The 21,667-nt window shown below is 73.3% G+C and carries 15 protein-coding genes; 7 read left to right on the top strand and 8 right to left on the bottom strand.

The window, feature by feature from the left end:
- On the top strand, window positions 1-1,741 hold a 1,741-nt coding region (locus tag ACTWQE_RS28255), incomplete at its 5' end, for a helix-hairpin-helix domain-containing protein (RefSeq protein ID WP_443331894.1).
- A gap of 431 nt (window positions 1,742-2,172) precedes the next feature.
- Complete coding sequence (locus ACTWQE_RS28250; RefSeq protein WP_443331897.1) at window positions 2,173-3,222, top strand: DNA polymerase Y family protein; 1,050 nt, start codon at window positions 2,173-2,175, stop codon at window positions 3,220-3,222.
- A 375-nt stretch (window positions 3,223-3,597) separates the two neighbouring features.
- Here the strand turns inward: ACTWQE_RS28250 and ACTWQE_RS28245 are convergent, their stop codons facing one another.
- Entirely contained in the window at window positions 3,598-4,638 is a 1,041-nt protein-coding gene (locus ACTWQE_RS28245) for a lytic polysaccharide monooxygenase (RefSeq protein WP_443331893.1), read from the bottom strand.
- Window positions 4,639-5,049: 411 nt separating this feature from the next.
- Here ACTWQE_RS28245 and ACTWQE_RS28240 point away from each other — a divergent pair, with 411 nt between their 5' ends.
- Window positions 5,050-6,747, top strand: a complete 1,698-nt coding sequence (locus ACTWQE_RS28240; RefSeq protein WP_443331892.1) for a carboxyl transferase domain-containing protein — start codon at window positions 5,050-5,052, stop codon at window positions 6,745-6,747.
- A gap of 90 nt (window positions 6,748-6,837) precedes the next feature.
- Here the strand turns inward: ACTWQE_RS28240 and ACTWQE_RS28235 are convergent, their stop codons facing one another.
- Complete coding sequence (locus ACTWQE_RS28235) at window positions 6,838-7,644, bottom strand: alpha/beta fold hydrolase (RefSeq protein ID WP_443331891.1); 807 nt, start codon at window positions 7,642-7,644, stop codon at window positions 6,838-6,840.
- A 142-nt stretch (window positions 7,645-7,786) separates the two neighbouring features.
- On the opposite strand from ACTWQE_RS28235, the gene ACTWQE_RS28230 reads away from it, so the two are divergent.
- Together ACTWQE_RS28230 and ACTWQE_RS28225 are read left to right on the top strand one after the other, a co-directional pair.
- Window positions 7,787-9,127 carry an aminotransferase-like domain-containing protein gene (locus ACTWQE_RS28230; protein WP_443331890.1) on the top strand — a complete coding sequence of 447 codons (1,341 nt, stop codon included), beginning with the start codon at window positions 7,787-7,789 and terminating at the stop codon, window positions 9,125-9,127.
- 297 nt (window positions 9,128-9,424) lie between these two features.
- Window positions 9,425-9,799 (top strand): GntR family transcriptional regulator, encoded by a 375-nt coding sequence (locus ACTWQE_RS28225; RefSeq protein WP_443331889.1) that lies wholly within the window; start codon window positions 9,425-9,427, stop codon window positions 9,797-9,799.
- Between the two features lie 149 nt (window positions 9,800-9,948).
- Here ACTWQE_RS28225 and ACTWQE_RS28220 read toward each other — a convergent pair whose 3' ends face one another.
- Window positions 9,949-11,073 (bottom strand): DUF5925 domain-containing protein, encoded by a 1,125-nt coding sequence (locus ACTWQE_RS28220; RefSeq protein WP_443331896.1) that lies wholly within the window; start codon window positions 11,071-11,073, stop codon window positions 9,949-9,951.
- A gap of 164 nt (window positions 11,074-11,237) precedes the next feature.
- Between ACTWQE_RS28220 and ACTWQE_RS28215 the strand changes: the two genes are divergently transcribed.
- On the top strand, window positions 11,238-12,653 hold the full coding sequence (locus ACTWQE_RS28215) for a xylan 1,4-beta-xylosidase (protein ID WP_443331888.1): 1,416 nt from the start codon (window positions 11,238-11,240) through the stop codon (window positions 12,651-12,653).
- Window positions 12,654-12,671: 18 nt separating this feature from the next.
- Here ACTWQE_RS28215 and ACTWQE_RS28210 read toward each other — a convergent pair whose 3' ends face one another.
- The 3 genes from ACTWQE_RS28210 to ACTWQE_RS28200 form a co-directional block, all read right to left on the bottom strand.
- Complete coding sequence (locus ACTWQE_RS28210) at window positions 12,672-14,609, bottom strand: ABC transporter permease (protein WP_443331887.1); 1,938 nt, start codon at window positions 14,607-14,609, stop codon at window positions 12,672-12,674.
- Window positions 14,610-14,764: 155 nt separating this feature from the next.
- Complete coding sequence (gene modA, locus ACTWQE_RS28205) at window positions 14,765-15,580, bottom strand: molybdate ABC transporter substrate-binding protein (RefSeq protein WP_443331886.1); 816 nt, start codon at window positions 15,578-15,580, stop codon at window positions 14,765-14,767.
- Window positions 15,581-15,776: 196 nt separating this feature from the next.
- Window positions 15,777-16,172: a TOBE domain-containing protein gene (locus ACTWQE_RS28200; RefSeq protein ID WP_443331885.1), complete on the bottom strand. Its 396-nt coding sequence runs from the start codon at window positions 16,170-16,172 to the stop codon at window positions 15,777-15,779.
- Between the two features lie 277 nt (window positions 16,173-16,449).
- On the opposite strand from ACTWQE_RS28200, the gene ACTWQE_RS28195 reads away from it, so the two are divergent.
- Window positions 16,450-16,869 carry a TOBE domain-containing protein gene (locus ACTWQE_RS28195; RefSeq protein WP_443331884.1) on the top strand — a complete coding sequence of 140 codons (420 nt, stop codon included), beginning with the start codon at window positions 16,450-16,452 and terminating at the stop codon, window positions 16,867-16,869.
- Between the two features lie 310 nt (window positions 16,870-17,179).
- On the opposite strand, the gene ACTWQE_RS28190 is transcribed toward ACTWQE_RS28195, so the two are convergent.
- Both ACTWQE_RS28190 and ACTWQE_RS28185 read right to left on the bottom strand, forming a co-directional pair.
- Complete coding sequence (locus ACTWQE_RS28190; protein ID WP_443331883.1) at window positions 17,180-20,740, bottom strand: lipopolysaccharide biosynthesis protein; 3,561 nt, start codon at window positions 20,738-20,740, stop codon at window positions 17,180-17,182.
- 102 nt (window positions 20,741-20,842) lie between these two features.
- Window positions 20,843-21,664 carry a polysaccharide deacetylase family protein gene (locus ACTWQE_RS28185; protein WP_443331895.1) on the bottom strand — a complete coding sequence of 274 codons (822 nt, stop codon included), beginning with the start codon at window positions 21,662-21,664 and terminating at the stop codon, window positions 20,843-20,845.
- Window positions 21,665-21,667 lie beyond the last annotated feature (3 nt).

Raw genomic sequence — 21,667 nt, 5'->3', positions numbered from 1 at the left:
CGCCACGGGTCGGGGGCCGGACCTGGACGACCCGGCGCAGGTCCCGCCGGGCGACCCCGCGACGTACGACCTGATCCGGTCCACCGAGACGCTCGGCTGCTTCCAGATCGAGTCACCGGGCCAGCGCGATCTGATCGGGCGGCTGCAACCCAGCACCTTCCACGACCTCGTCGTCGACATCTCGCTCTTCCGGCCGGGACCGGTGGCGGCCGACATGGTCCGCCCCTTCATCGAGGCGCGGCACGGGCGGAAGCCTCCGCGCTTCCCGCATCGCGACCTGGAGGACGTGCTGCGCGAGACGTACGGCGTCGTCGTCTTCCACGAGCAGATCATCGAGATCCTGCGGATCATGACCGGCTGCGGCCGGGGCCGGGCCGACGAGGCGCGCCGCGCGCTGTCGGACTCCGAGCGGCAGGGGCGGGTACAGGCCTGGTTCGCCCGGGAGGCGGCGGAGCGGGGCTATGCGCCGGACGTCGTGGCGCGCACCTGGGAGATCGTCGAGGCGTTCGGTTCGTACGGCTTCTGCAAGGCGCACGCCGTTGCCTTCGCCGTGCCGACCTATCAGTCCGCCTGGCTGAAAGCGCACCATCCGGCGGCCTTCTACGCGGGACTGCTCACCCATGACCCCGGGATGTACCCCAAGCGGCTGCTGCTGGCGGATGCGCGGCGGCGCGGGGTGCCGATCCTGCCGTTGGATGTGAACCGGTCGGCGGCCGCCTATCGAATCGAACTGGAGTCTGGCGGTAAGTGGGGCATACGCCTCGCTCTCTCGGAGGTCCACGGCATCAGCGAGGCCGAGGCGGAGCGGATCGCGGGCGGACAGCCGTACGCCTCGCTCCAGGACCTGTGGCGGCGGGCCCGCCCGGGGCGCCCGGTCGCCGAACGGCTCGCCCAGGTCGGCGCGTTGGACGCCTTCGGGGGCAATCGCCGCGACCTGCTCCTGCACATCGCCGAATTGCACCGACGTCAGCGGGATCCCGCCGCCCATACGGGACAGCTCCCGCTGGACGCGGGCACGCGTACCGCCGCCGTCACGGAACCCGCCGGGCTGCCCGACCTCGACCCGTCCGAACGCCTCGGCGCGGAGCTGGGCGTGCTCGGTATGGACACCTCCCGGCATCTCATGGGGGACCACGCCGCCTTCCTGGAGGAACTGGGCGCGATCCCGGCGAAGCGGCTGCGCGCCGTACGGCACGGGGAGACGGTGCTCGTCGCCGGCGCCAAGGCCGCCACGCAGACCCCGCCGGTCCGCTCCGGCCGGAGGGTCATCTTCACGACCCTCGACGACGGCACGGGCCTGGTCGATCTGGCCTTCTTCGACGACAGCCACGAGGCGTGCGCCCACACCGTCTTCCACTCCTGGCTGCTGCTGGTCCGCGGTACGGTCCAGCGGCGCGGGCCACGCAGCCTCAGTGTGGTCGGCGCGGCGGCGTGGAACCTCGCGGAGCTCGCCGAACTGCGCCGCGAGGGCGGCCTGGAGGCGGTCGCGGCCCGGCTGACGGCCGCGGGCCCCGACGGCGGACCCGGCGCGGCGCCGGAGCGCGATCACGGTCCGGGCGGTCCCGACGGCTCCGGTGGGCCCGGCGGTTCCGCCGACTCCCCTGACTCCGCGAACGGCCGCCGCATCCATATGTCCACCGGCTACGCCATGCACCCCTGGGCGGACCTCCGCCCCGCGGGCGACGCGGCCGTCACCGGCCGCAAGCTGTGGCACTCCAGCCCGGGGAGTGCGGGCCGATGACCCGCCGGGGCGCGTCCCGTACCCCCGCGCCGCCGCCCGCCCCGGACCGCGGAGCGGTCCCGGACGTGCGTGAGCGGGGTCGGGAGTCCGTGCGTGAACGGGGTTCGGACGTACGTGAGCGGGCTGCGGATGCAGGTGTGCGGGTTCCGGACGTACGCGAGCGGGCTGCGGCTGCGCTCGCCGGGAGGTTCGGGGGGAAGCCCGCCGGACTCTCCGGGGGGCCCGGCGGGGGAGGGGTACCGCCCGCGGCGGACGCGGTGCGGCGGGCCCGTGGTGTGGTCACCGTGCTGAGCCCGGTGACACCGGCGGCCGGTCAGGACCCGGCCGCCCGGCCGCACGCGCCCGGGCGGGAGAACACCCCCCGCCCTGTGGCGCCGGGCAAGGGTCCCGGGGCATCCGGCCCGGAGGCCCGGGACCGGGAGTCCACGCGCGTGCTGTACGTGCGGTTCCGGACCGCCGGCGCGGAAGCCGCCCCCGGGGAGGAGGCCTACGCGGAACTCCTCGGGCTGCTCGCCGAGTTCAGCCCTGTCATCGAGGCGCTTCCGCCCGATGCCGCGCTCGTCGACGTCCGTGGCGCACTGCGCTATTTCGGCCGGGACGCGGCCGGGATCGCCGCCCTCGTACGGGTCCGGGCACTCGCCCGCTACGGCGCCGACTGCACCATCGGTATCGCCGCCAACCCGCTGCTCGCCCGGATGGCCGCCCACGACCCCGCCCCCGGCGACGACGCGATCCGTACCGTCCCCGACGACCCGGACGCGGTGGCCGCGTTCCTCGCCACCAAGCCCGTCACCGCGCTCCACGGCGTCGGCCAGGCCACCGCCCGCACGCTGAGCTCGTACGGTCTCGACAGTGTCGGCCGGATCGCGGCCACCCCGCCGGCCACCCTCCAGCGCATCCTCGGCGCGAGCGCCGGCCGGCGCGTGCACGAACAGGCGCACGGCATCGACCCCACCCCTGTCTCCTCGGCGCCCGTCTCCTCCGCGTCGCGCAAGGGGACGACTCGGGCGTCGGCGAGTGCCCCGGCGCGCTCGGTGAGTGCCGAACACCGCTTCGACCACGATGAACTGGATGCGGACCGGCGTCGTCGGGCGCTGCTCGCCCTCACCGACGACCTCGGCTTCCGTCTGCGTACCGACGGCCAGGTCGCCCGCGCGCTCACCCTCATCGTGCGCTATGCCGATCGCTCCACCACGACCCGTACTCGTGTGCTTCCCGAGCCGACCGCCCACACCCCGGCCCTGGCTGCCACCGCCTACGCGCTGCATGACGCCCTGGCCCTGCAGCGCGCTCGGGTGCGGGCGGTGTCCCTCCGGGCCGAGGACCTGACCGGCGCCGAACACGCGGGCCACCAACTCACCTTCGACCAGCAGGCGGCCAACGCCCGCCGTCTGGAGCCCGTCATCGACCGCGCCAATGCCCGCTGGCCGGGGGCGGTGAGGCCCGCGGCGCTCGCCGACCCGCCTCGCCGTACGGCCTGACCGCACACCGCGGCCGCACACCGTGGCCGCACGGGCTGACCACATCGCGCGCCGGACCGCACATCCGGACCGCACCCCCTGCTCCCATGGCCCGGCCAGGCCACCCGACCGGGACCGGCGCGCGCAGGGCCGGTCGAAGATGTGTCCGAGCACCTGGCGATCGGGATGCTCGACAAGGTCGCCTTCCATGAGACGGCCAACGCCCTCGACCCGCCCGCGCCACCCCGGCCACCTGCTCCTCACGGGACTGAGCCCAGCGGACGACCCGAGGCGTCGGGCCCCAGCAGCAGGAGCCGGCAGATCCAGCCGGCAGCCCCGGGCGCGAGCGTCCTCGCGGCCGGGGCTGCCGGTGTCCGGGGGCACCGCGTGACACGGTCAGCCGCGTCGGCGGGCCGTCCTGCGGCGGGCCGTGGCGAACAGCACGGACGCTCCGAGGGCGAGCACCGCCGCACCACCGATGGCCATCGGGGTGGTGCTGCTGTCGCCGCCGGTCTCCGCGAGGTTCTCGCGGGCGACCGGTGCGGCGGAGCCGTTCGGCGCGGGCTCGTTGGCGCCCGCGCCCTTGGCCGACTGGTTCTTCACGGTCGCTTCGGCCGGGGTGCTCCCGCTGTCGTCGGCGCGGTCCGCGGTGGTCTGGCCGCCGTCGTGCCCGTCGCCGCCGTGGCCGTCGTGGTCCACGGTCGACTTGGCGGCGGCGTCCTCGATCTGCGCCTCGGTCGGCTTGTCCGCCTTCGGGGCCGGTGCGGCGCCGCCGCTGCCCGTGCCGGCCTTCTTGCCGCCGCCCTTGCCGAAGACGACGTCGGAGCAGGTGTAGAAGGCCTCGGGGCTGTCGGAGCGCTGCCAGACGCTGTAGACGAGGTGGCGGCCGGACTTGCCCGGCACCGTGCCGTCGAAGACGTACTCGCCGTTCACCAGCTTCGGGTTGGAGACCTTGGCGAAGGGCGCCGGTTCCAGGTCGGACCACTTCAGCGGCTTGGCCGGGTTGTAGCCGTCCTTGGTGATGTAGAGCGCGAACGAGCCCTTGTGCGGCGCGGTGGCCTTGTAGTGGAAGGTGTGGCTGCCCGCGGACAGCGGGGAGGACGGCCAGTCGGCGCGCGGCAGATCGAGACCCTTGTACTTGTCGCGGCCCGCACTGCACAACTTGCCGTCGGGGATGATCTGCTTGTGCTTCCCGGCCGCGTCGCCGATGTTGACCTCGTTCCAGTCATAGAGAGCCTGGGTACCGCCGGCGGCGACAGCGGCCTTACAGGCGGCCGACTTCGGGCTCTCCGGCCCCTCGGCGAAGCAGGCGGACACCCGGCTGACGGGGTCGGTCATGGAGCCGTGCGCGGCGGCGGGCCCGGCGGTCAGCGCGGTGAGCGCGAGCGGCGCGAAGCCGATGAGGGCTATCCCTGCGGCCTTACGACGTGCGGTCACCGTGGGGAGTCTCCTTAGCGGTGGGGCTCGGGGGGTGGGGGGACGGGCGGGGTGCCCGATCCGGCGGCGCCGCCCCCCGATGATGACGACGCCGACGGGTGGGCCCCCGTCCCGGCGATCAGCACGCTAGCCCCGCGGAACGATGAAATCCGCTGCTGGGACAGGGGAATGGAGATCCTTATGGTGCCTTTAAGGCGGGGGTAAGCGGGAGCACAGGAAGCCCCGGGACACACCCCCGTACCGCGAGGGACGCGGCGGAGAAGCGGACCTGGGCCGGGCGTCCGCGTCAGAGCCTCAGTGGCCTCGTCACCGGGCAACGCCCGACCGGCACCACCTGCGCACGCTGCCTGCCGGGAGCTTCTCCGGGGCCAGGCGGACCGGTGCCTCGGAGGGCCGTGGCAGGGTGGATTCATGACCGCACCGAGCTCCGCCGCCGCACCCGTACTGGACCTGATCGCAGCCGTCGTCGACCCCGGCAGCTGGCACAGCTGGGACGAGCCCGTGGCCGTCACCACGGAGGACGCGGACTACCGTGCCGCCCTGGAACGGGCGCGCGAGCGCACCGGCCTCGACGAGTCCGTCGTCACCGGGGAGGGCCGGATACGAGGGCGCCGGGTGGCGGTCATCGCGTGCGAGTTCCGCTTCCTGGCCGGGTCGATCGGTGTAGTGGCGGGGGAGCGGCTCGTACAGGCCGTCGAACGCGCCACCCGGGAGCGGCTTCCGCTGCTCGCCGCCCCCGCGTCCGGGGGCACGCGTATGCAGGAGGGTACGGTCGCCTTCGTCCAGATGGTGAAGGTCACCGCGGCCATCGCCGGCCACAAGGCGGCCGGGCTGCCGTACGTGGTCCATCTGCGGCACCCGACGACCGGCGGCGTCCTCGCCTCCTGGGGCTCTCTCGGGCATGTCACCGCGGCCCAACCGGGCGCGCTCATCGGCTTCCTGGGCCCCCGGGTCCATGAGGCGCTGTACGGGGAGGAGTTCCCCGCCGGAGTGCAGACCGCCGAGAATCTCCTGGCCAACGGGCTGGTGGACGCGGTCCTCCCGGCGGAGCAGCTCCAGGAAGCGGCGGCACGTGCCCTGGCGGTCCTGTGCGGTGACACGGAGGCGGGCGGGAGCGGGGACAGCGACGAGACGCCCGGCGACGCCGGTGCGGCGGGGTCTCCCGCCGCGGCTCCGGGCGGACCGGACCCGGCGGTACCGGGCGCTGGTACGGCGGTGCCGGATGCTGGTTCGGCGATGCCGGATGCCGGTTCGGCGGTACCTGGCACTGGTCCGGTGATAGCGCGCACTGGTACGGCGGTACCGGGCACTGGTCCGACGCAGAGCCCGTCGGCAGCCGAGTCCATCCGGCGTTCACGGCGGCCCGAACGCCCCGGCGTACGCGCCCTGTTGAAGGTCGCCGGACGGGAGGTCACACCCCTCAGCGGAACCGGAGCCGGTGAGCACGATCCCGGACTGCTGCTCGCGCTCGCCCGGATCGGCGGTACGCCCTGTGTCGTGCTCGGTCACGACCGGCAGGGGGAGGCGGCGCCGCCACTGGGACCGGCCGGGCTGCGGGAGGCCCGCCGGGGCATGAGGATCGCGGCGGAGCTGAACCTTCCGCTGCTGACCGTCGTCGATACGGCGGGCGCCGCCCTGTCCCGGGAAGCCGAAGAGGGCGGTCTCGCCGGGGAGATAGCCCGTTCCCTGGCCGACCTGGTCACGCTGCCCGCGCCGACGCTGTGCCTGCTGCTCGGCCAGGGGGCGGGCGGCGGCGCCCTCGCGCTGCTGCCCGCCGACCGCGTATTGGCGGCCCGGCACGCCTGGCTCTCCCCGCTGCCGCCCGAGGGCGCGTCCGCGATCCTGTACCGGACCACCGACCGGGCGTACGAGGTCGCGGCCCGCCAGGGTGTGCGCTCATCGGACCTGCTCGCGCACGGCATCGTGGACCGCGTCGTCGAGGAGTCGCCGGAGGACGGCGGGGAGGGCGACGCCGCCGACGACGCCGGTGCGTTCCTCTCCCGTCTCGGCACCGTCCTCGGCCGGGAACTCGCCGCCCTCCGTGCCCAGGAGCCCGTTGCCCGCCTCATAGCCCTGAAGCGGCGGCACCGCGGCCTCGGTGCACGCTGAACCGGCGGCGGAGGAACCCCGACGCCCGAAACCACCGACCGGGCCGTCGTGCTGCTTCGGTCCGCCGAGCCGCCGAGGTGCCGGCGGAAATCACCCGTCCGAACCGGAGAGGAAGCGGCGCAGCGCCTCGTTGAACTCGGCGGGGCGCTCCATGTTGGGCATATGGGCGGCGCCCTCGATGACGGTGAGACGCGCGTCCGGGATCCGCTCGTGCAGGAACTCGGCGTCGGACACGGGAGTGAACTCGTCGTCACGGCCCACCACCACCAGCGTGGGAACGGAGATCCGTTCGAGGAGGTCGCGGTAGTCGCGGCGCTCGGCACGCCCCCGCAGGGCCGCCGCCGCGCCCTCGGGTGAGGTGCCGCACATCATCCGGTGCACCTGCCGGGCGACTTCGGGTACGGCGTCGATGTTGTACGGCGCGACCATCATGGACAGCACCTCGTCGGCGTATCCCCGCATGCCCTCGCGGAGCAGCCGGTCCGCCGTCGCTCTGCGCGACTGCTTGCCCTCCTCGGTCTCGCTCCGCGCGAAGGTGTCGGCCAGCAGCAGACCCCGCACTCGCTCCGGGAACAACCGGTAGAACTCGAGCACGATCTGACCGCCCATGGAGAGGCCGCCGAGCACGATGTCGTCCACGCGGAGGTGGTCCAGCAGACGTGCGATGTCCCGTGCGAAGACGGACAGCGGCGTCTTGCCGGGGACGACCGTGCTCCCGCCGTAGCCGCGCAGGTCCGGAGCGATCACCCGGCGTCCGCCCGCCCGCGCGAACTCGGCGACCTGCGGGCCCCACATCGAGCGGTCGAAGGGATGGCCGTGCACGAGCACCAGCGGTGTGCCGCGCTCTCCCTCGTCGTCGTAGCCGACCGTGATTCCGTCGAGTACAGCGCTTCCCACGGCTCCGCGTCCTTTCCCCGCACCAACACCGCCTGCGTACGGTGCAGTTGATCGCTTGGCATGCTAGGCAGCCCGACGGTCTCAGTGCAATACCATCATTACCCTCGGTGCAATAGAGGAATTATTTCGGAGGGGGACGTTCATGGACGACTACCGACTGATCGCCGACGCCGTGGCGGACGACATCGCCGCGGGGCGGCTGCGCCCGGGAGACCGGCTCGCGACCCAGCGTGCGTTCGCCCGCGAGCACGGTATCGCCACGTCCACGGCCGGGCGGGTCTACCGTGAGCTGGTACGCCGCGGGCTCGTCGTCGGAGAGGTGGGCCGCGGCACCTTCGTACGGGCCGCCCAGCCGTCACCCTGGCACGCCCTCGCCGAACCGGCCGCGGGCCCCCGGATCGACCTGGAGCTGAACTATCCGGTCGTGCCCGAGCAGACCGGCCTGCTCGCCGAAGGCCTCGGACACATGCTCCGCCCCGATGTCCTGGCCTCGGCCCTGCGGCCGGCCGGGGCGGCGGGCAGCGACGCCGCCCGCGACGCGGCCGCCGCCCTCCTGACCCGTCCCGGATGGGAACCGGACCCGGCCCGTGTGCTGTTCGCGGGGAACGGCCGTCAGGCGATCGCCGCCGCCGTTGCCGCGCTCGTCCCGCCGGGCGGCCGCCTCGGGGTGGAGGCGCTCACCTACCCGCTGGTGAGATCCATCGCCGCACGGCTCGGCGTCACCCTCGTTCCGCTCCCCACCGACGAGGCGGGACTCCGCCCCGACGACCTCGCCGCCACCCACCGGAGCACTCCGCTCCGGGCGGTCTACCTGCAGCCGACCCTGCACAATCCGCTCGGCGTGACGATGCCCCCCTGGCGCCGGGCCGAACTCGCCGATGTGCTGCACCGGACCGGTCTGTACGCCGTCGAGGACACCATCTGGGCGTTCCTGCACGACGGTCCGCCCCCGCTGGCGGCCTTCGCGCCGGAGCGTACGGTCCTCGTCGACAGCCTGTCCAAGCGGATCGCCCCCGGCCTCTCCCTGGGCCTTGTCGTGACTCCGGCCGACCGGACGGACCTCGTTGCCGCCGCTCTGCGCTCCGGGGCGTGGACGGCCACCGGCTTCGCTCTCGATGCCGGGACCCGCTGGATGGCGGACGGCGCCGTGGCCGCCATCGGTCGGGCCAAACGCCGGGACGCGGCGGCCCGTCAGCGGATCGTCGCCCGCCGGCTCGACCGGTTCTCGGTGCGCAGCGACCCGTACTCGTACTACTGCTGGTGGGAACTGCCGGAGCCCTGGCGGGCCGAGACCTTCGTCGCGGCCGCCGCCCGCCGTGGCATCGCCGTCACCCCGGCCGCCGCGTTCGTGGTCGGCTCCCGCACCGCCCCCCACGCCGTACGGATCGGTCTCGCCTCCCCGCCCCCGGACACACTGGCCGACGCACTCGGCACCCTGGCCGCGCTGGCCCGCAGCACCCCGGACGACACCGTGGACTACTGAGCCCCAGGCCTGGCCTGCCCGGTCATTGCCCTTGCCAGGGTCGGTGGATGACTCGGTGCGTTTGGCCGACGGTCTCGGTGCAATGAGTCGCCCCTGGCCGTGGCCCGGCATCGGCGGCCGCGGTCGGCCGGGCGCCGGTCGGGGCGGAGGAACGCGGCAGCGGCCGTCGGTGCCGGCGCTGCCCCCACTGCCGGTGCACAGGCTGCCAGGGTGGGATTCACCCCGCCCGCCGCGCCGGTGCCCGGGGCGTCCGGGACAATGAATGGCACAAAGCACCGCGATCCGCGAGGAGTACCCGTGAGCCTGAAAATCACCGTCGGCGACTCCGCCGAGGCACCGTACGAGCAGGTCCGGGTCCAGATCGCCGACCAGGCGCGGTCGGGCGCGCTGCCCGTCGGCTACAAGCTGCCGACCGTACGCGGGCTCGCCGACGAGCTTGGACTCGCGGCGAACACCGTCGCCAAGGCGTATCGCGCCCTGGAGTCGGACGGTGTGATCGAGACGCGCGGGCGCAACGGTACGTTCGTCGCCGCCGCGGGGGAGGCCGCCGACCGGGAGGCCGCGGCGGCGGCCGCCGCGTACGCGCAGCGCGCCCACCGTCTGGGCCTGGACCGGGCCACCGCCCGCGCCGCCGTCGAGGACGCCCTCCGCGCGGCGTACGGCAGCTCGTAACGGCCCGGCGATTGCGGGTGCCCGTCGGGCCGAGCGGTCCGCGCCGAGGTGGCCACGAGTCCGCGCCGCGCGCACGCGGCGGCCACCGGTACGACCGCCGGGCCCACCCGGGCGGCTACAAGTACAGCCGCCCTCGCCCGACCCGGCGGCTACAGGTACAGCCCCGCGTCCGCCGACCCCGGCTGCTGGGGGACGGAGGCAGGGCCCGTGCCCCGCCGCAGGGCGAACAGTTCGGCCAGCGTCGCGCCGTCCCTCCCCACGCCCTCCTCCGTGCCGAGCCAGTTCGCCGCCTCCCGGCGGGTCAGCGAGCCCACCTCGATCCGCGCCAGGCAGCGGCCCGGCCGGACCACCGCGGGGTGGAGCCGCTCCAGATCCTCGTTGGTGGTGACGCCCACCAGCACGTTGCGCCCCTGTCCGAGCAGTCCGTCGGTGAGGTTCAGCAGCCGCGAGAGCGCCTGGCCCGCCGTGTGCTTGGCCTCACCGCGGATCAGCTCGTCGCAGTCCTCCAGGAGCAGCAGCCGCCAGCGCCCCTTCGCCGAGCCCTCGTCCTCACCGATCGCGATGTCCATCAGATAGCCGACATCGTTGAACAGCCGCTCCGGGTCGAGCACACAGTCCACCTGGCACCAGTCGCGCCACGACCGCGCCAGTGTCCGCAGGGCGGATGTCTTGCCCGTGCCGGGCGGGCCGTGCAGGAGCAGCAGCCGGCCCGCGATGTCGTCGGGGGTGACCTTCATCAGCCGGTCCATCGCCTCGGCCACCGGAGCGGTGTAGTTGGGCCGGATCTCCTCCCACGTCCCCGCCGAGATCTGCCGGGTCGTGCGGTGCGGGCCGCGCCGGGGTGAGACGTACCAGAAGCCCATGGTGACGTTCTCCGGCTGCGGCTCCGGCTCGTCCTCCGCGCCGTCGACGCTCTGCCGCAGCACCTTCTCCGCCAGCTCGTCGTCGACCGCCGTCACGGTCACATCCGCCCCACGGTTCCACCGCGACACCAGCAGGGTCCAGCCGTCGCCCTCCGCCAGGAGCGCGCTGCGGTCGTCGTCGCGCGCGGAGCGCAGCAGCTTCGCCCCCGGGGGCAGCAGAGTCGCCCCGGACTTCAGCCGGTCGATGGAGGAGCTTCGGGAGTACGGTTGCTCACCGCTGGCGAACCGGCCCAGGAACAGCGCGTCGACGACATCGGACGGGGAGTCGCTGTCGTCCATGTTCAGCCGGATCGGCAGAGCGTCCTGGGCGCCGGACGGCTCGGCCGGGGGCGGTGTGGCGTCGGTGGGCAGGGGGTCCTCCTCTGGTCGTGCGGTCGTGCCGTTGTTCGGTAGCCATGCGTGCCGTCCATGATCCGGCACGGGCAGGCCCGGCGCACGCACGTTTTGTCATCGGTTACCGACCTGTTCCGACAGAAGCGGTCGTACCGGGTGTGGTCGTGGTTACTCTGGCCGTGATGGGACGTCAGGGTGGGGGAGAGGCGACGGCACCCGGGGCAGGGCGGTGGGGGGTCACCGCACTGCTCGGAGTCGGCATGACCGCTCTGGCCCTGGTGTTCACCCTGTGCGGTGCCCCGCCCGGGGGCGGCACCGCCGAGCGGGCACGGCAGGGCGACGCCGGGGTGCACGGCACGCCGTCCGTCCCCTCCGGGGAGCCGGAAGCGGAGCTCGGCTGGGGGTTCACGCACACCGAATTCAGCGCCGACGACGGCGGAGGGGCGGCGAGGGCCAGAGCCGAGAAGCTGCTCTCGGCCCGGCCGGTGCCGCAGAACCAGCACATCATGGGCTGGGGTGCGAACAACCCCGAACCCTCCCCGGGCCGCTACGACTTCGCCGAGCTGGACAGCCGTATCGACCTCGTCCGCCGCACCGGCGGCACCCCCGTCATCACCCTCTGCTGCGCCCCGGACTGGATGAAGGGCGGCAGGCCGGGCCGTACGGACTGGTCGCAGAGGAAGCTGGAGACCGCCCCCAGCCCCGAGCACTACGACGACTTCGCGGCCCTCGCGGGCACCGTGGCCAGGCGCTACCCCGACGTACGGCACTTCATCGTCTGGAACGAGTTCAAGGGCTTCTTCGACGAGGACAGGAAGCGCTGGAACTACGAGGGTTACACCCGGCTCTACAACCTCGTGCACGGCGAGCTGAAGAAGGTGAACCGGCGCAACCTCGTCGGCGGGCCGTACGTCGTCATGGACAGCCATCCGCCCGGCGAGGACACCTATGCCTCCCCGGTCTCCGGCCCCTGGGGCAGCGTCGACCGCCGGTCCCTCGATGCCGTCACCTACTGGAACGAGCACAAGGCCGGCGCGGACTTCGTCGTCGTCGACGGATCCAGCTACACCCGTGACGACCGGCTGGTCCCGGACGAGTTCGCGGCCACCGGGAAGCTGGCCGCCGTCGGCCGATGGGTGCGGCAGAAGACCGGTCTGCCGCTGTGGTGGGCCGAGTGGTACGTCGAACCGGGTGACGAGAACGACGAACGCGACGGCTGGAGCGAGCGGCACCGCGTCGCCGTGCAGGCCGCCGGCCTGATCGCGATGGCCAGGGGCGGCGCCACCACCGGCTTCTACTGGAACCCGCAGAACGAGGGAGCGCGCTGCCCGGGCTGCCTCTGGCGCAGCACCGAGCTCGACGACGGCGGTTCGGAACTGCCGATGATGGGGCTGCTGCGCCGCTTCGACGGTGCGTTCCCGCCCGGCACCCGCTTCAGAGACGTCGCCGTCGCGGCCGATGACAGGCCGAACGTGCTGGTTCTCGCGGACGACAGGGCCGTACTGGTCGTCAACACCCGCGACCGGAGGATCGCGGCGAAGGTCGACGGCCGCTCGTTCGACCTGGGGCCGTACGAGGTGCGCTGGCTGGCACGCTGAGGTGGTCCCCGACCCGCGTCAGAGCGGTACGAGCGTGACCTCGGTCGCCTTGACGCTGGTGAACACCGGGGTGCCGTCGGCCAGTCGGAGGTCCGCGGCAGCGGCCGGAGTGATCTCGGCGACGAGGTCGGGGGCCTCGTCGGAGGTGACCAGGACACGCAGCCTGCTCCCGACCGTGGTGATCTCGCGGACCGTGCCCGGCCAGATGTTGCGCGGGCTGCCGGTGGGCCTGTCGCGGTGCAGGGACACGGCCTCCGGGGCGATGATCGCGAGGGCTTCCGCCCCGGCGGTGACGGGCTCGGCAGCGACGATTCCGCTGCCGTCGCCCAGGGCGAGGCCCTCGGCCGTGGCGGTGCCCGGCCAGGCGTTGCGGCCGAGCATACGGGCGACCCACGGCGAGCGCGGGCAGCGCGTGACCTGGCGGGGCGTGGCGTCCTGGAGGGCACGGCCGCCCTCGAGTACGAGCACGCGGTCGGCGAGTGATACGGCCTCGACCGGGTCATGGGTGACGATCAGGCAGACGCCGCCGAAGTCGTCGAGATGCTCGCGCAGAGTGTGCCGGACACGGGCGCGGGTGGTCTGGTCCAGGGAGGCCAGCGGTTCGTCCAGCAGCAACAGCCGGGGACGGGAGGCCAGCGCGCGGGCGAGTGCGACCCGCTGGGCCTGGCCGCCGGAGAGCTGGGCGGGCCTGCGGTGGGCGAGGTGGCCCACGCCGAGGCGGTCGAGCCAGTGCTGGGCGGAGCGGCGGGCTTCGGCGCGCGGGACACGGTGGGCGCGCAGCCCGTAGGCGGTGTTGGCGAGGGCGGACAGGTGGGGGAAGAGCGCGCCGTCCTGCGGGACCCAGGCCACGCCCCGGCGGTGCGGGGGGAGCGCGGTGACGTCGGTGTCACCGAGGCGCAGTATGGCCCGGGCACGGTCGGTGAGGCCGAGGAGAGCGCGCAGCAGGGTGGTCTTTCCTGCCCCGTTGGGGCCGACGACGGCGATGGTCGTGCCCGGACCGGCCTCCAGGGACAGCTGGTTGAAACCCGTGACGTCCGCCCGCAGGGGCCAGCGCTCCGGGGCGGAGGGTCCGCTCTTCCGCGGCGCCGCCGTCGACGGCTGCTCCGCGGCCGCCGCGTCGTCGTCCGCGTCCGGGGCACGTCTCCGGGCCGGGGGCCCGTGGTCGGCCGGAGCGCCCGCCCAGCGACCGCGCAGGACGATCAGTACGACCATGGCAACGGCGAGCAGCAGCAAGGAAGTTGACGTGGCTGCCGCCGGCTGGTTCTGGAGCAACAGATAGACCTGGAGCGGCAGGGTCTGGGTGACACCGGGAAGATTGCCGGCGAAGGTGATGGTCGCGCCGAATTCCCCCAGGGCGCGTGCCCAGGTGAGCGCGGCGCCCGCGGCCAGCCCGGGGGCGACCATGGGCAGCGTCACGGTGAGGAAGACCCGGAGCGGAGAGGCGCCGAGCGAGGCCGCGGTCTCCTCGTACCGGCGGCTCAGGCCGGCGAGCGCGCCCTCCAGGCTGATGATCAGGAAGGGCATGGCGACGAAGGCCGCCGCGAGGACGGCCCCTGAGGTGTGGAACGCCAGGGTGATGCCGAACCACTCCTCCAGCCATGGCCCGAGCAGTCCGCGGCGGCCGAACCCGAGGAGCAGGGCGACCCCGCCCACCGTGGGCGGCAGCACCATCGGGAGCAGAACCAGGGACCGGACGAGGGCCTTGCCGCGGAAGGGCACCCTGGCCAGCAGCCAGGCCAGCGGGACGCCGAGCAGCAGGGAGAGCCCCAGGGCCCAGAACGACACGATGAGGGAGAGCTGAAGCGCCTGGACGGACTCCGGGCTGCTGAGATGGCCGCCGAGTCGGCCCCAGTGCGTATGGACCAGGATGCCGACGAGGGGCAGGCTCAGGAACGCGATCGCGACCAGCGCGGGGAGCGCCAGTGTGAGGGGCGTGCGCGGGCGGTGGCGTTTCATCGTGTGGTCCTGGTGCTGTGAAAGTTTCCGGTGCGGTGAACGGCGGGGTGGCGGCGCGTCAGGCGGCCGGGTTCGTCCGGCGGCTGTCCCGAGCGCCCTGAGGCCGTCGTCAGGGCCCCTCCGGAGCCGACGAGCCGGCCCTTTCCGCCGCGGGGTCACGGCCGCTGGAAGCCCGCGTCCCGCAGGATCTTCCGCGCCTCGGGGGACGAGAGCCATGCCACGAACGCGTCGGCGGCCCCCTGGTTCTCCGACTCCTTGAGGGTGGCGGCCGGGTACGCGGCGACGGCGTTCTGCTCATCCGGGATCGTGACCGCATCGACCCGGTCGGGCACGGTGGCCGCGTCCGTCGTGTAGACCAGGCCCGCGTCGGCCTCCCCGAGCTCGATCTTGCTGAGTACGGCGCGTACGTTCGGATCCTGCGAGACCGGCTTCACCGTGATCTTCTGGGCGTCGAGGATCTGCTCGCTGTAGCGGCCGACGGGCACCTCGGGCGCGGCGAGAACGACCTTGAGTCCGGGGTCGGCGAGGTCCTTCAGCTCGTGAACCTTCTTCGGATTGCCCTCGCCGGTGGCGATCACCAGACGGTTCCTGGCGATGACCGTCGGGGTGCCGGTCTCCGGCTTCAGCCGGTCCATGGTTCTGGTGTCGGCGGTGACCACGACATCGGCGGTGGCACCCTGTTCGACCTGGGCGGCCAGTTCCTGGGAACCCGCGAAGGAGAACGTGATGTGCGTGCCGGGGCGGGACTTCTCGTAGGCCGCGGCGGCCTTCTTGAAGACATCGGTCAGCGAGGACGCGGCCAGCACCGTGAGCTGGGCTCCGGGTACGGAGCCCGAGGTCCTCCCGGCCTTCCCGGTCGCGGAGCCGCTGTCCTCGGTGCTGCTGCCGCTGCCGCAGGCGGCGAGCGGGACAAGGAGTGCGGCGGTCAGTACGGCAGCGGCGGCGCGACGTCCGGTGACGGCGACGGGCATGGGGACCTCCTGGGCGAAGTGACGCGCGGACGGGGGAGCGCGGTGCGGTGGGGACGAGCCGGGGCCGGGACGAGCGAGCCCCGCACGAGCCGCGCGGTTTTGGACGAGCTTCGCCGGGGACCGGCGGCGCCCGGCGGGCGCCGCCGCTGCACGGGAGTGCCGACCGCCGCGCGGACGACGGAAAAGTCGAGAGTGATCAGGCCCGGTCGATGTGCACACTGGTGGCTTTCACACGGGCAGTGGCCTGCATACCGACCTCCAACCCCAGCTCCTCGACGGCCTCGCGCGTCAGCAGGGAGACCAGCCGGTGCGGCCCGGCCTGAATCTCGACCTGGGCGGCCACGTCGCCGAGCTTGACGGCGGTCACGATGCCCGGGAAGGCGTTACGGGCCGAGGTGTAGGAGAGGTCCTCCTCTCCGATGGCGCTCTGGCTCACCTCGACCGAGAACGCGGCCAGGTCGCGGCCGTCGATGAGGCGGCGGCCGCTGTCGTCGCGGTGGGTCGCGACCCGGCCCGCGTCCGCCCAGCGCCGCGCGGTGTCCGGACTGACGCCCAACAGCCGCGCCGCCTGACCGATGGTGTAGGAGCGCATATGCGGCACCCTAGACGGTCAAGCCTCTCACTTGCAATGACATGAGCCAACTCGTGCGGCACATGCGAACCCGGCCGTCGGAATTGCCTCATGCGGTGGCCCGGTCGTGATCAGGCCTTGGCCCGGTCGAGTCGTTCCGCCCGCGGTTCTGCCAGGCCGGTGGCCCGTCCAGTCCCGGGCGTGCGGTGCGCCCGGAATGCGGCAAAGAGCATGGTTACAGTACGAGGGCAGCGCGGGCGAAACCTCCCTTTCCAGTCCGGTAGATGGGCATTGCGTCATGAGTATGAGCATTCGTAACCAGCTCCCCGGCACCGTTGTCTCCGTCACGCCGGGCGAGGTGATGGCCACCGTCCAGCTGCGTCTCGAGGGCGGCCAGGAGATCACGGCGGCCATCACGATCGAAGCCGTCAGGACACTGGGCATCGTGGAGGGCTCAGCTGTACGCGCACTGGTGAAGTCCACCGAGGTCTCCCTCGCCACTGGCCCGGTCAAGGGCCTCAGCATCCGCAACCAGCTCCCCGGCACCGTGGCCGGCGTCACGGCCGGCGGTGCGATGGCGGGAGTGACGGTGGATGTCGAGGGCGCCACCCTGACCGCCGTGATCACCCGTGCCGCGGTCCTGGACCTCGGTCTGGCCGCCGGCGCCTCCGTGGTCGCGCTGGTCAAGTCGACCGACATCTCACTGGCCACCGTTTGACGGACCGACTGTCGCGCCGGCACCCTCCCCGCGGTCATCGCGGCGCACGGGCGGGACTTTGTTCGATCCGGTCCTTGCGCGGCACGACCACAGTCAGCCGCTCGGGGCCCGTTCTCTAACTGGACGGATCGGCGAATCCGTGGAGGTCGTGCTTCGGCGCGTCGAACGCGAGCCGTTCCGCCGGAACCGATCCCCGGCGACGGCGCGGAGTGGTGGCGCGAGCACCTCGACCCCGCGCCGGTGATCGTGGCACCGGAAGATTTCTCCGGGGGAGTATCCGGATGCGAACCCGCGCTCCGCGTCCGGGTGCTCAGGACATCGTCCAGAAGCGCTGCACCAGCGAGGCCGCCACCACCACCATCAGAGGCAGGGCGAACCACAGCGAGGCCTGCATCCACGCCCGCTTCCGGACGCTCGGGGCCATCGCCACCCGCGCCACCTCCCGGGCCGCCAGCAGCAGCATCAGCGCCACCGCTACGAGCGCACCGGTCACCGACCACGGCGTCCAGGTGACCTGCGGGCCGGCGGGCCCCGGAGCGGGCTGTGCCACGGGCCCGGACGGCCGCTTGCGCAGTTCGTACACCGCCGCGTCCTCGTTCGAGAGCACCCGCCGCAGTTCCGGCCGTCCGTCCAGGGAGCGCAGCAGCCTCCGTTCCCAGGCCGCGGAGTATCCGGCGTTCAGGTTCAGCGAGACGGACTGGCCGTGGGAGACCAACAGCAGGGAGTTCGGGCCCGCTGTGCGCAGCCGGTCCACGAGCGGGCCCACCAGTACGGGGTCGCGCGGGGCCAGGGCCGGCACGTACTGCACCTTCTCCATGTCCCGTGCGCCCCAGGGGACCGCGGGAGTCACGTTCTCGGCCGGGTCGTCGCTCAACCACAGGAGCCGTACGGTCGGTTCGTCGTGCGCGTAGACGTACTCCATCGCGGCGACCTCCCCTGGGCGCACCCGTTCGAACGGCTCGTTGCCCCAGCGGGCGACCAGGAAGCCGCCCATCAGGACGAGTCCCGCCATGAGGGCGGCGAACGGCCCGAGGCCTCCACGGGCCCCGCCGGTGCGGGGGAAGAGCGCCAGGGCGGCGAGCGCGCATACGCCCGGCAGCGCGAACAGAAAGACACGCAGCGCCATTTCGCCGCCGTACGACTGCATGCCGAAGCCCAGGAACGGGACGAAGGTGAGCACGAGCAGCGAGCGTTCGCCGTATCCGGCGAGACGACGGCGCCACCAGCCGTAGCAGGCGAAGGCCAGCATGCCGCCCGCCAGTGCGACGCGGGTGTAGAGCACCAGCTTGTGCGTACTGCTGCCGCCCTCGATCCGGCCGGAGACGGAGGACGACACATTGCCGCCGACGCCGCCGATCCCGCCGAACAGTTCGTCGAAGTGGCCCGACCAGTACGGCTCGGCGAGAAACCCCACCCACACCGCGACCATCACCGCGAACAGCAGCGGCAGCCCGCGCAGCGTGCAGCGGCGTACGGCGACGAGCGCGGTCAGTACCCCGAGCATCACGAACGGCGTGAGCTGGTGTGCCGTGACGGATGCCGCGAACAGCCCGATCAGCACCAGGAGCAGCGCCGCCCGCTCCGCCCGGCCCACACGAAGCACCTCCGCCTCCCCCGGCCATCGCCTGCCGGGCAGCACGCGCGGCTCACGGAACCACACCAGCAGCACCGCGACAAAGGCGAGATAGAGCAGGTAGGTGAAGCCCTGCGGGGAGAAGTAGTCCTGGCCCACCCAGCCGCACAGGGCGAACAGCCAGGCGGCCGTCCATGTCGCCCGCGGGCCCGCGCGCAGGGCACGCAGGAGCAGGAGCAGCGGTGCGAGACAGAGAAGTTGGAGGACGGTCGGCCACCACCGCAGCATCTGCGCCGGATCGGACATCCCGCACGCCTCGGCCACGAAGGCCGTCACGGCGAAGAATCCCGGCCAGCTCCAGCGGGCGTCCAGGTCCGGAACGGCCGAGCCGGTCCGGTCGATGTAGTCGAGGAAGCCCAGATGCTGCCAGGCGGTCGGGAACCGCGGCTCGGCCTCCAGTACGGCCGGGACGGCATGCAGGGACACCACGGTGAGGACGAGCGTGACCGCGAGCAGCGTACGTCCGGGCTTCTCCAGCCGGAGCGCGGAAGCGAACACGACGACCAGCAGCGCCGCGCCCAGCAGCGTCGTGGCGGGCAGTACGGAGACCAGTCCGAGCCCGCCCATGAGGGCCAGGTCGGCCTCGTCCATCCCGCGCAACGGCAGCCAGTAGAGCCCGAGCGCCGCCACGAGCAGCGCCCAGAGTGCGAGTTCGGGCCCGCGTCCGCGCATCCGGCCGGGGCCCGGGGGCTCCGCGACCCGTGGGGCAAGAATCCCCTCGCTCCTCGGCCCGTCGTCGGTCAGGTCGGGCAGGCCGGTCCCGTCGGCCGGTCCCTCGTGCCGGGCCGGGGAGGTGCCGCGGTCGCCGTGCGCCTCCTGGCCGACCAGCCCCCGGTCGTCCGGCGCAGGACCCCCGGCAGCCCCGCGAGGCCCCGCTCCCGCCGTGGCCGCCACCCGCGACGGCGAGGCCGCGCGAAGCACCCGGTAGAGCTTGTACGAGGCGATCGCGGCGATGACACCGAGGCTGGAGATCTCGGCGACCCCCGCACCCGTGAGTCCGAGCCGGGGCAGCAGCAGCACGGTCAGACCCAGGACGAGCACGCACAACAGACCTTGCAGATACGCCAGTCCGGAGGTACGGCTCTGCGCGCGCAGCACCGCGAAGTACACCTCGATGATCACCCGTAGCACCGCCCCGACCGCGAACCACCGCAGCAGCGGAGTCGCCGCCTCCGCGTACGCCGGCCCGAACACCCCCAGGATCTGGGGAGCGAGGACGAAGAGGACCAGAGCCACCGGGAGCATGAGCCGCGCCATCCGCAGCAGCGCCGCCCGGCAGTTCTCGGCCAGCCGGGCGGGATCGTGTGCGCCCTCCACGGTCAGGGACGCGCCCATGTTGATGGCGAGGAGGTTGACCGTGCCGCCGATGGTCGTCGTGATGTAGAAGTACGCGTTGTCCGCCGCGCCGACCTGCGAGGCGACGATCACCGGCACCAGGTGGACGACGGCCAGCGCGAACAGCGACCCCGTGCAGTCGCCCGCGAGGAAGCGGCCCATCTCCTTCAGCGCCGGAGGCCGCGCCGTCGCACCGGTGGCGGCGATGTGCCGGGGGATCAGCCGCCGGAACACCAGCCAGCCCAGCGGCACCACGGACAGGGCGATCGCGGCGACCCAGGAGACGAACACCCCCGCGGTGGGGACCGAGGCGGCGATGACCACCAGCAGCACCAGCTTGACCGCCGAGAAGACGGTGTTGCCGACCGGCACCCACATCGCGCTGCGCAGCCCGGTCAGCACCCCGTCCTGCAAGGTGAGCAGGGACCAGAGGACCACCGCCAGAAGGAAACCGGAGCCGTTCTGCCACCCGTGGAGAAACCGGTAGGAGGGCCCCCACAGGTCGAGCGTCAGCAGGAAGACCGCGGCGGCCCCCGCCACCACGACCGAGCTCCCCGCGTAGGTGCGCAGCACCAGCCGGCCGGTCGCGCGGCCCGAGACGGGGATGAACCGGGCCAGAGCCCCCGTGAGGGTCAGGGCGGTGAGGCCCGCGAGGAGCTTCATCGCCGCGATGGCCGCCGAGCCCTGGCCGACCGCGTCCTCCGAGTAATGACGGGCCGCGGCCAGCCAGAAGCCCAGACCGAGGACGGCGGAGATCCCGGTGTTGAGCATCAGGGCATAGGCGTTCCGGAACAGCGGGCTTCCTCCGCCGCCCCGCCCCGGCAGCCGCAGCTTCCGCCCCGCCGCCGGTCTCCGGTCCCCCGTCAGCTCCTCGGCCTGGGGCGTGGTGGTCGTCTCAGACACGGGCTCCGCGTACCTTCCTCCGGCTCACCCGGCGATGGCTCTCCGGGCGGGCCCCGGACGTCCGGTGACGGTCCGGGGCCCGCGGCGGCAGCCGCATCCGTCTCAACCCCCGGGCGCGCACGGCCGCGCCGCCCGCCGAACTCCGCGGACCAGGGCGTACCCCTTCGTCAGCACCCGGTCCATGGCGAAGGTGGGGCCGATCGCCCGGCCCTCCACCAGCCGTGCGAACTCCTCGATCCCGGTGCGCCGCCGTACCGTCACCCGCCGCAGGGCGTACGGGCCCTGGCCCCGGTCGGCCAGGGCGTTGCCCACGGCCAGCGACTGGCCGAAGCCGGCCTCCCGTACCTCCTGGCGCACCCGCCGGGTGGAATAGCCGTACGGATAGGCGAACGACACCGGGGCCCGGCCCAGCTCGTCGGCGAGGATCTCCCGGCAGCGCCGCACCTCGTACCGCAGCCGTTCGACCGGAAGCTGGTCCAGCTGCGGATGGGTATGGCTGTGTCCGCCGATCTCCAGACCCGCCGCGGTGAGCTCCCGCACCTGGTCCCAGTCGAGCATGGTGCCGAGCGCGCCCGGAGTCTCGTACGGTCCGCGCAGCCAGCCGGTCGAGGCGAACAGCGTGGCCGTGAACCCGTGTTTCTCCAAGGCCGGGAGGGCGTGGCGGTGCACGCCCTCGTAGCCGTCGTCGAAGGTGATCAGTACGGGCCGGCGCGGCAGGGGAACGGCCCCGCGGGACCGCCACGCTTCGGCCAGCTGCCGGGTGGTGACCGGGGTGAAGCCGCGGTCGGCGAGGAGCTCCAGCTGCTCGCCGAAGGCGTCCGGGGCCACCGACAGGCCGTACACGGCGCGGGCGGGGGCCCGCGCCACGGCGTGGTACATCAGGATCGGCACCGGATCCCCGGTGCTCCCCGCCCCTGTGCTCATGCC

Source organism: Streptomyces sp. 8N706 (assembly GCF_052245415.1).
Taxonomy (GTDB): domain Bacteria; phylum Actinomycetota; class Actinomycetes; order Streptomycetales; family Streptomycetaceae; genus Streptomyces.
This window is presented reverse-complemented; position numbering and strand designations above follow the sequence as displayed.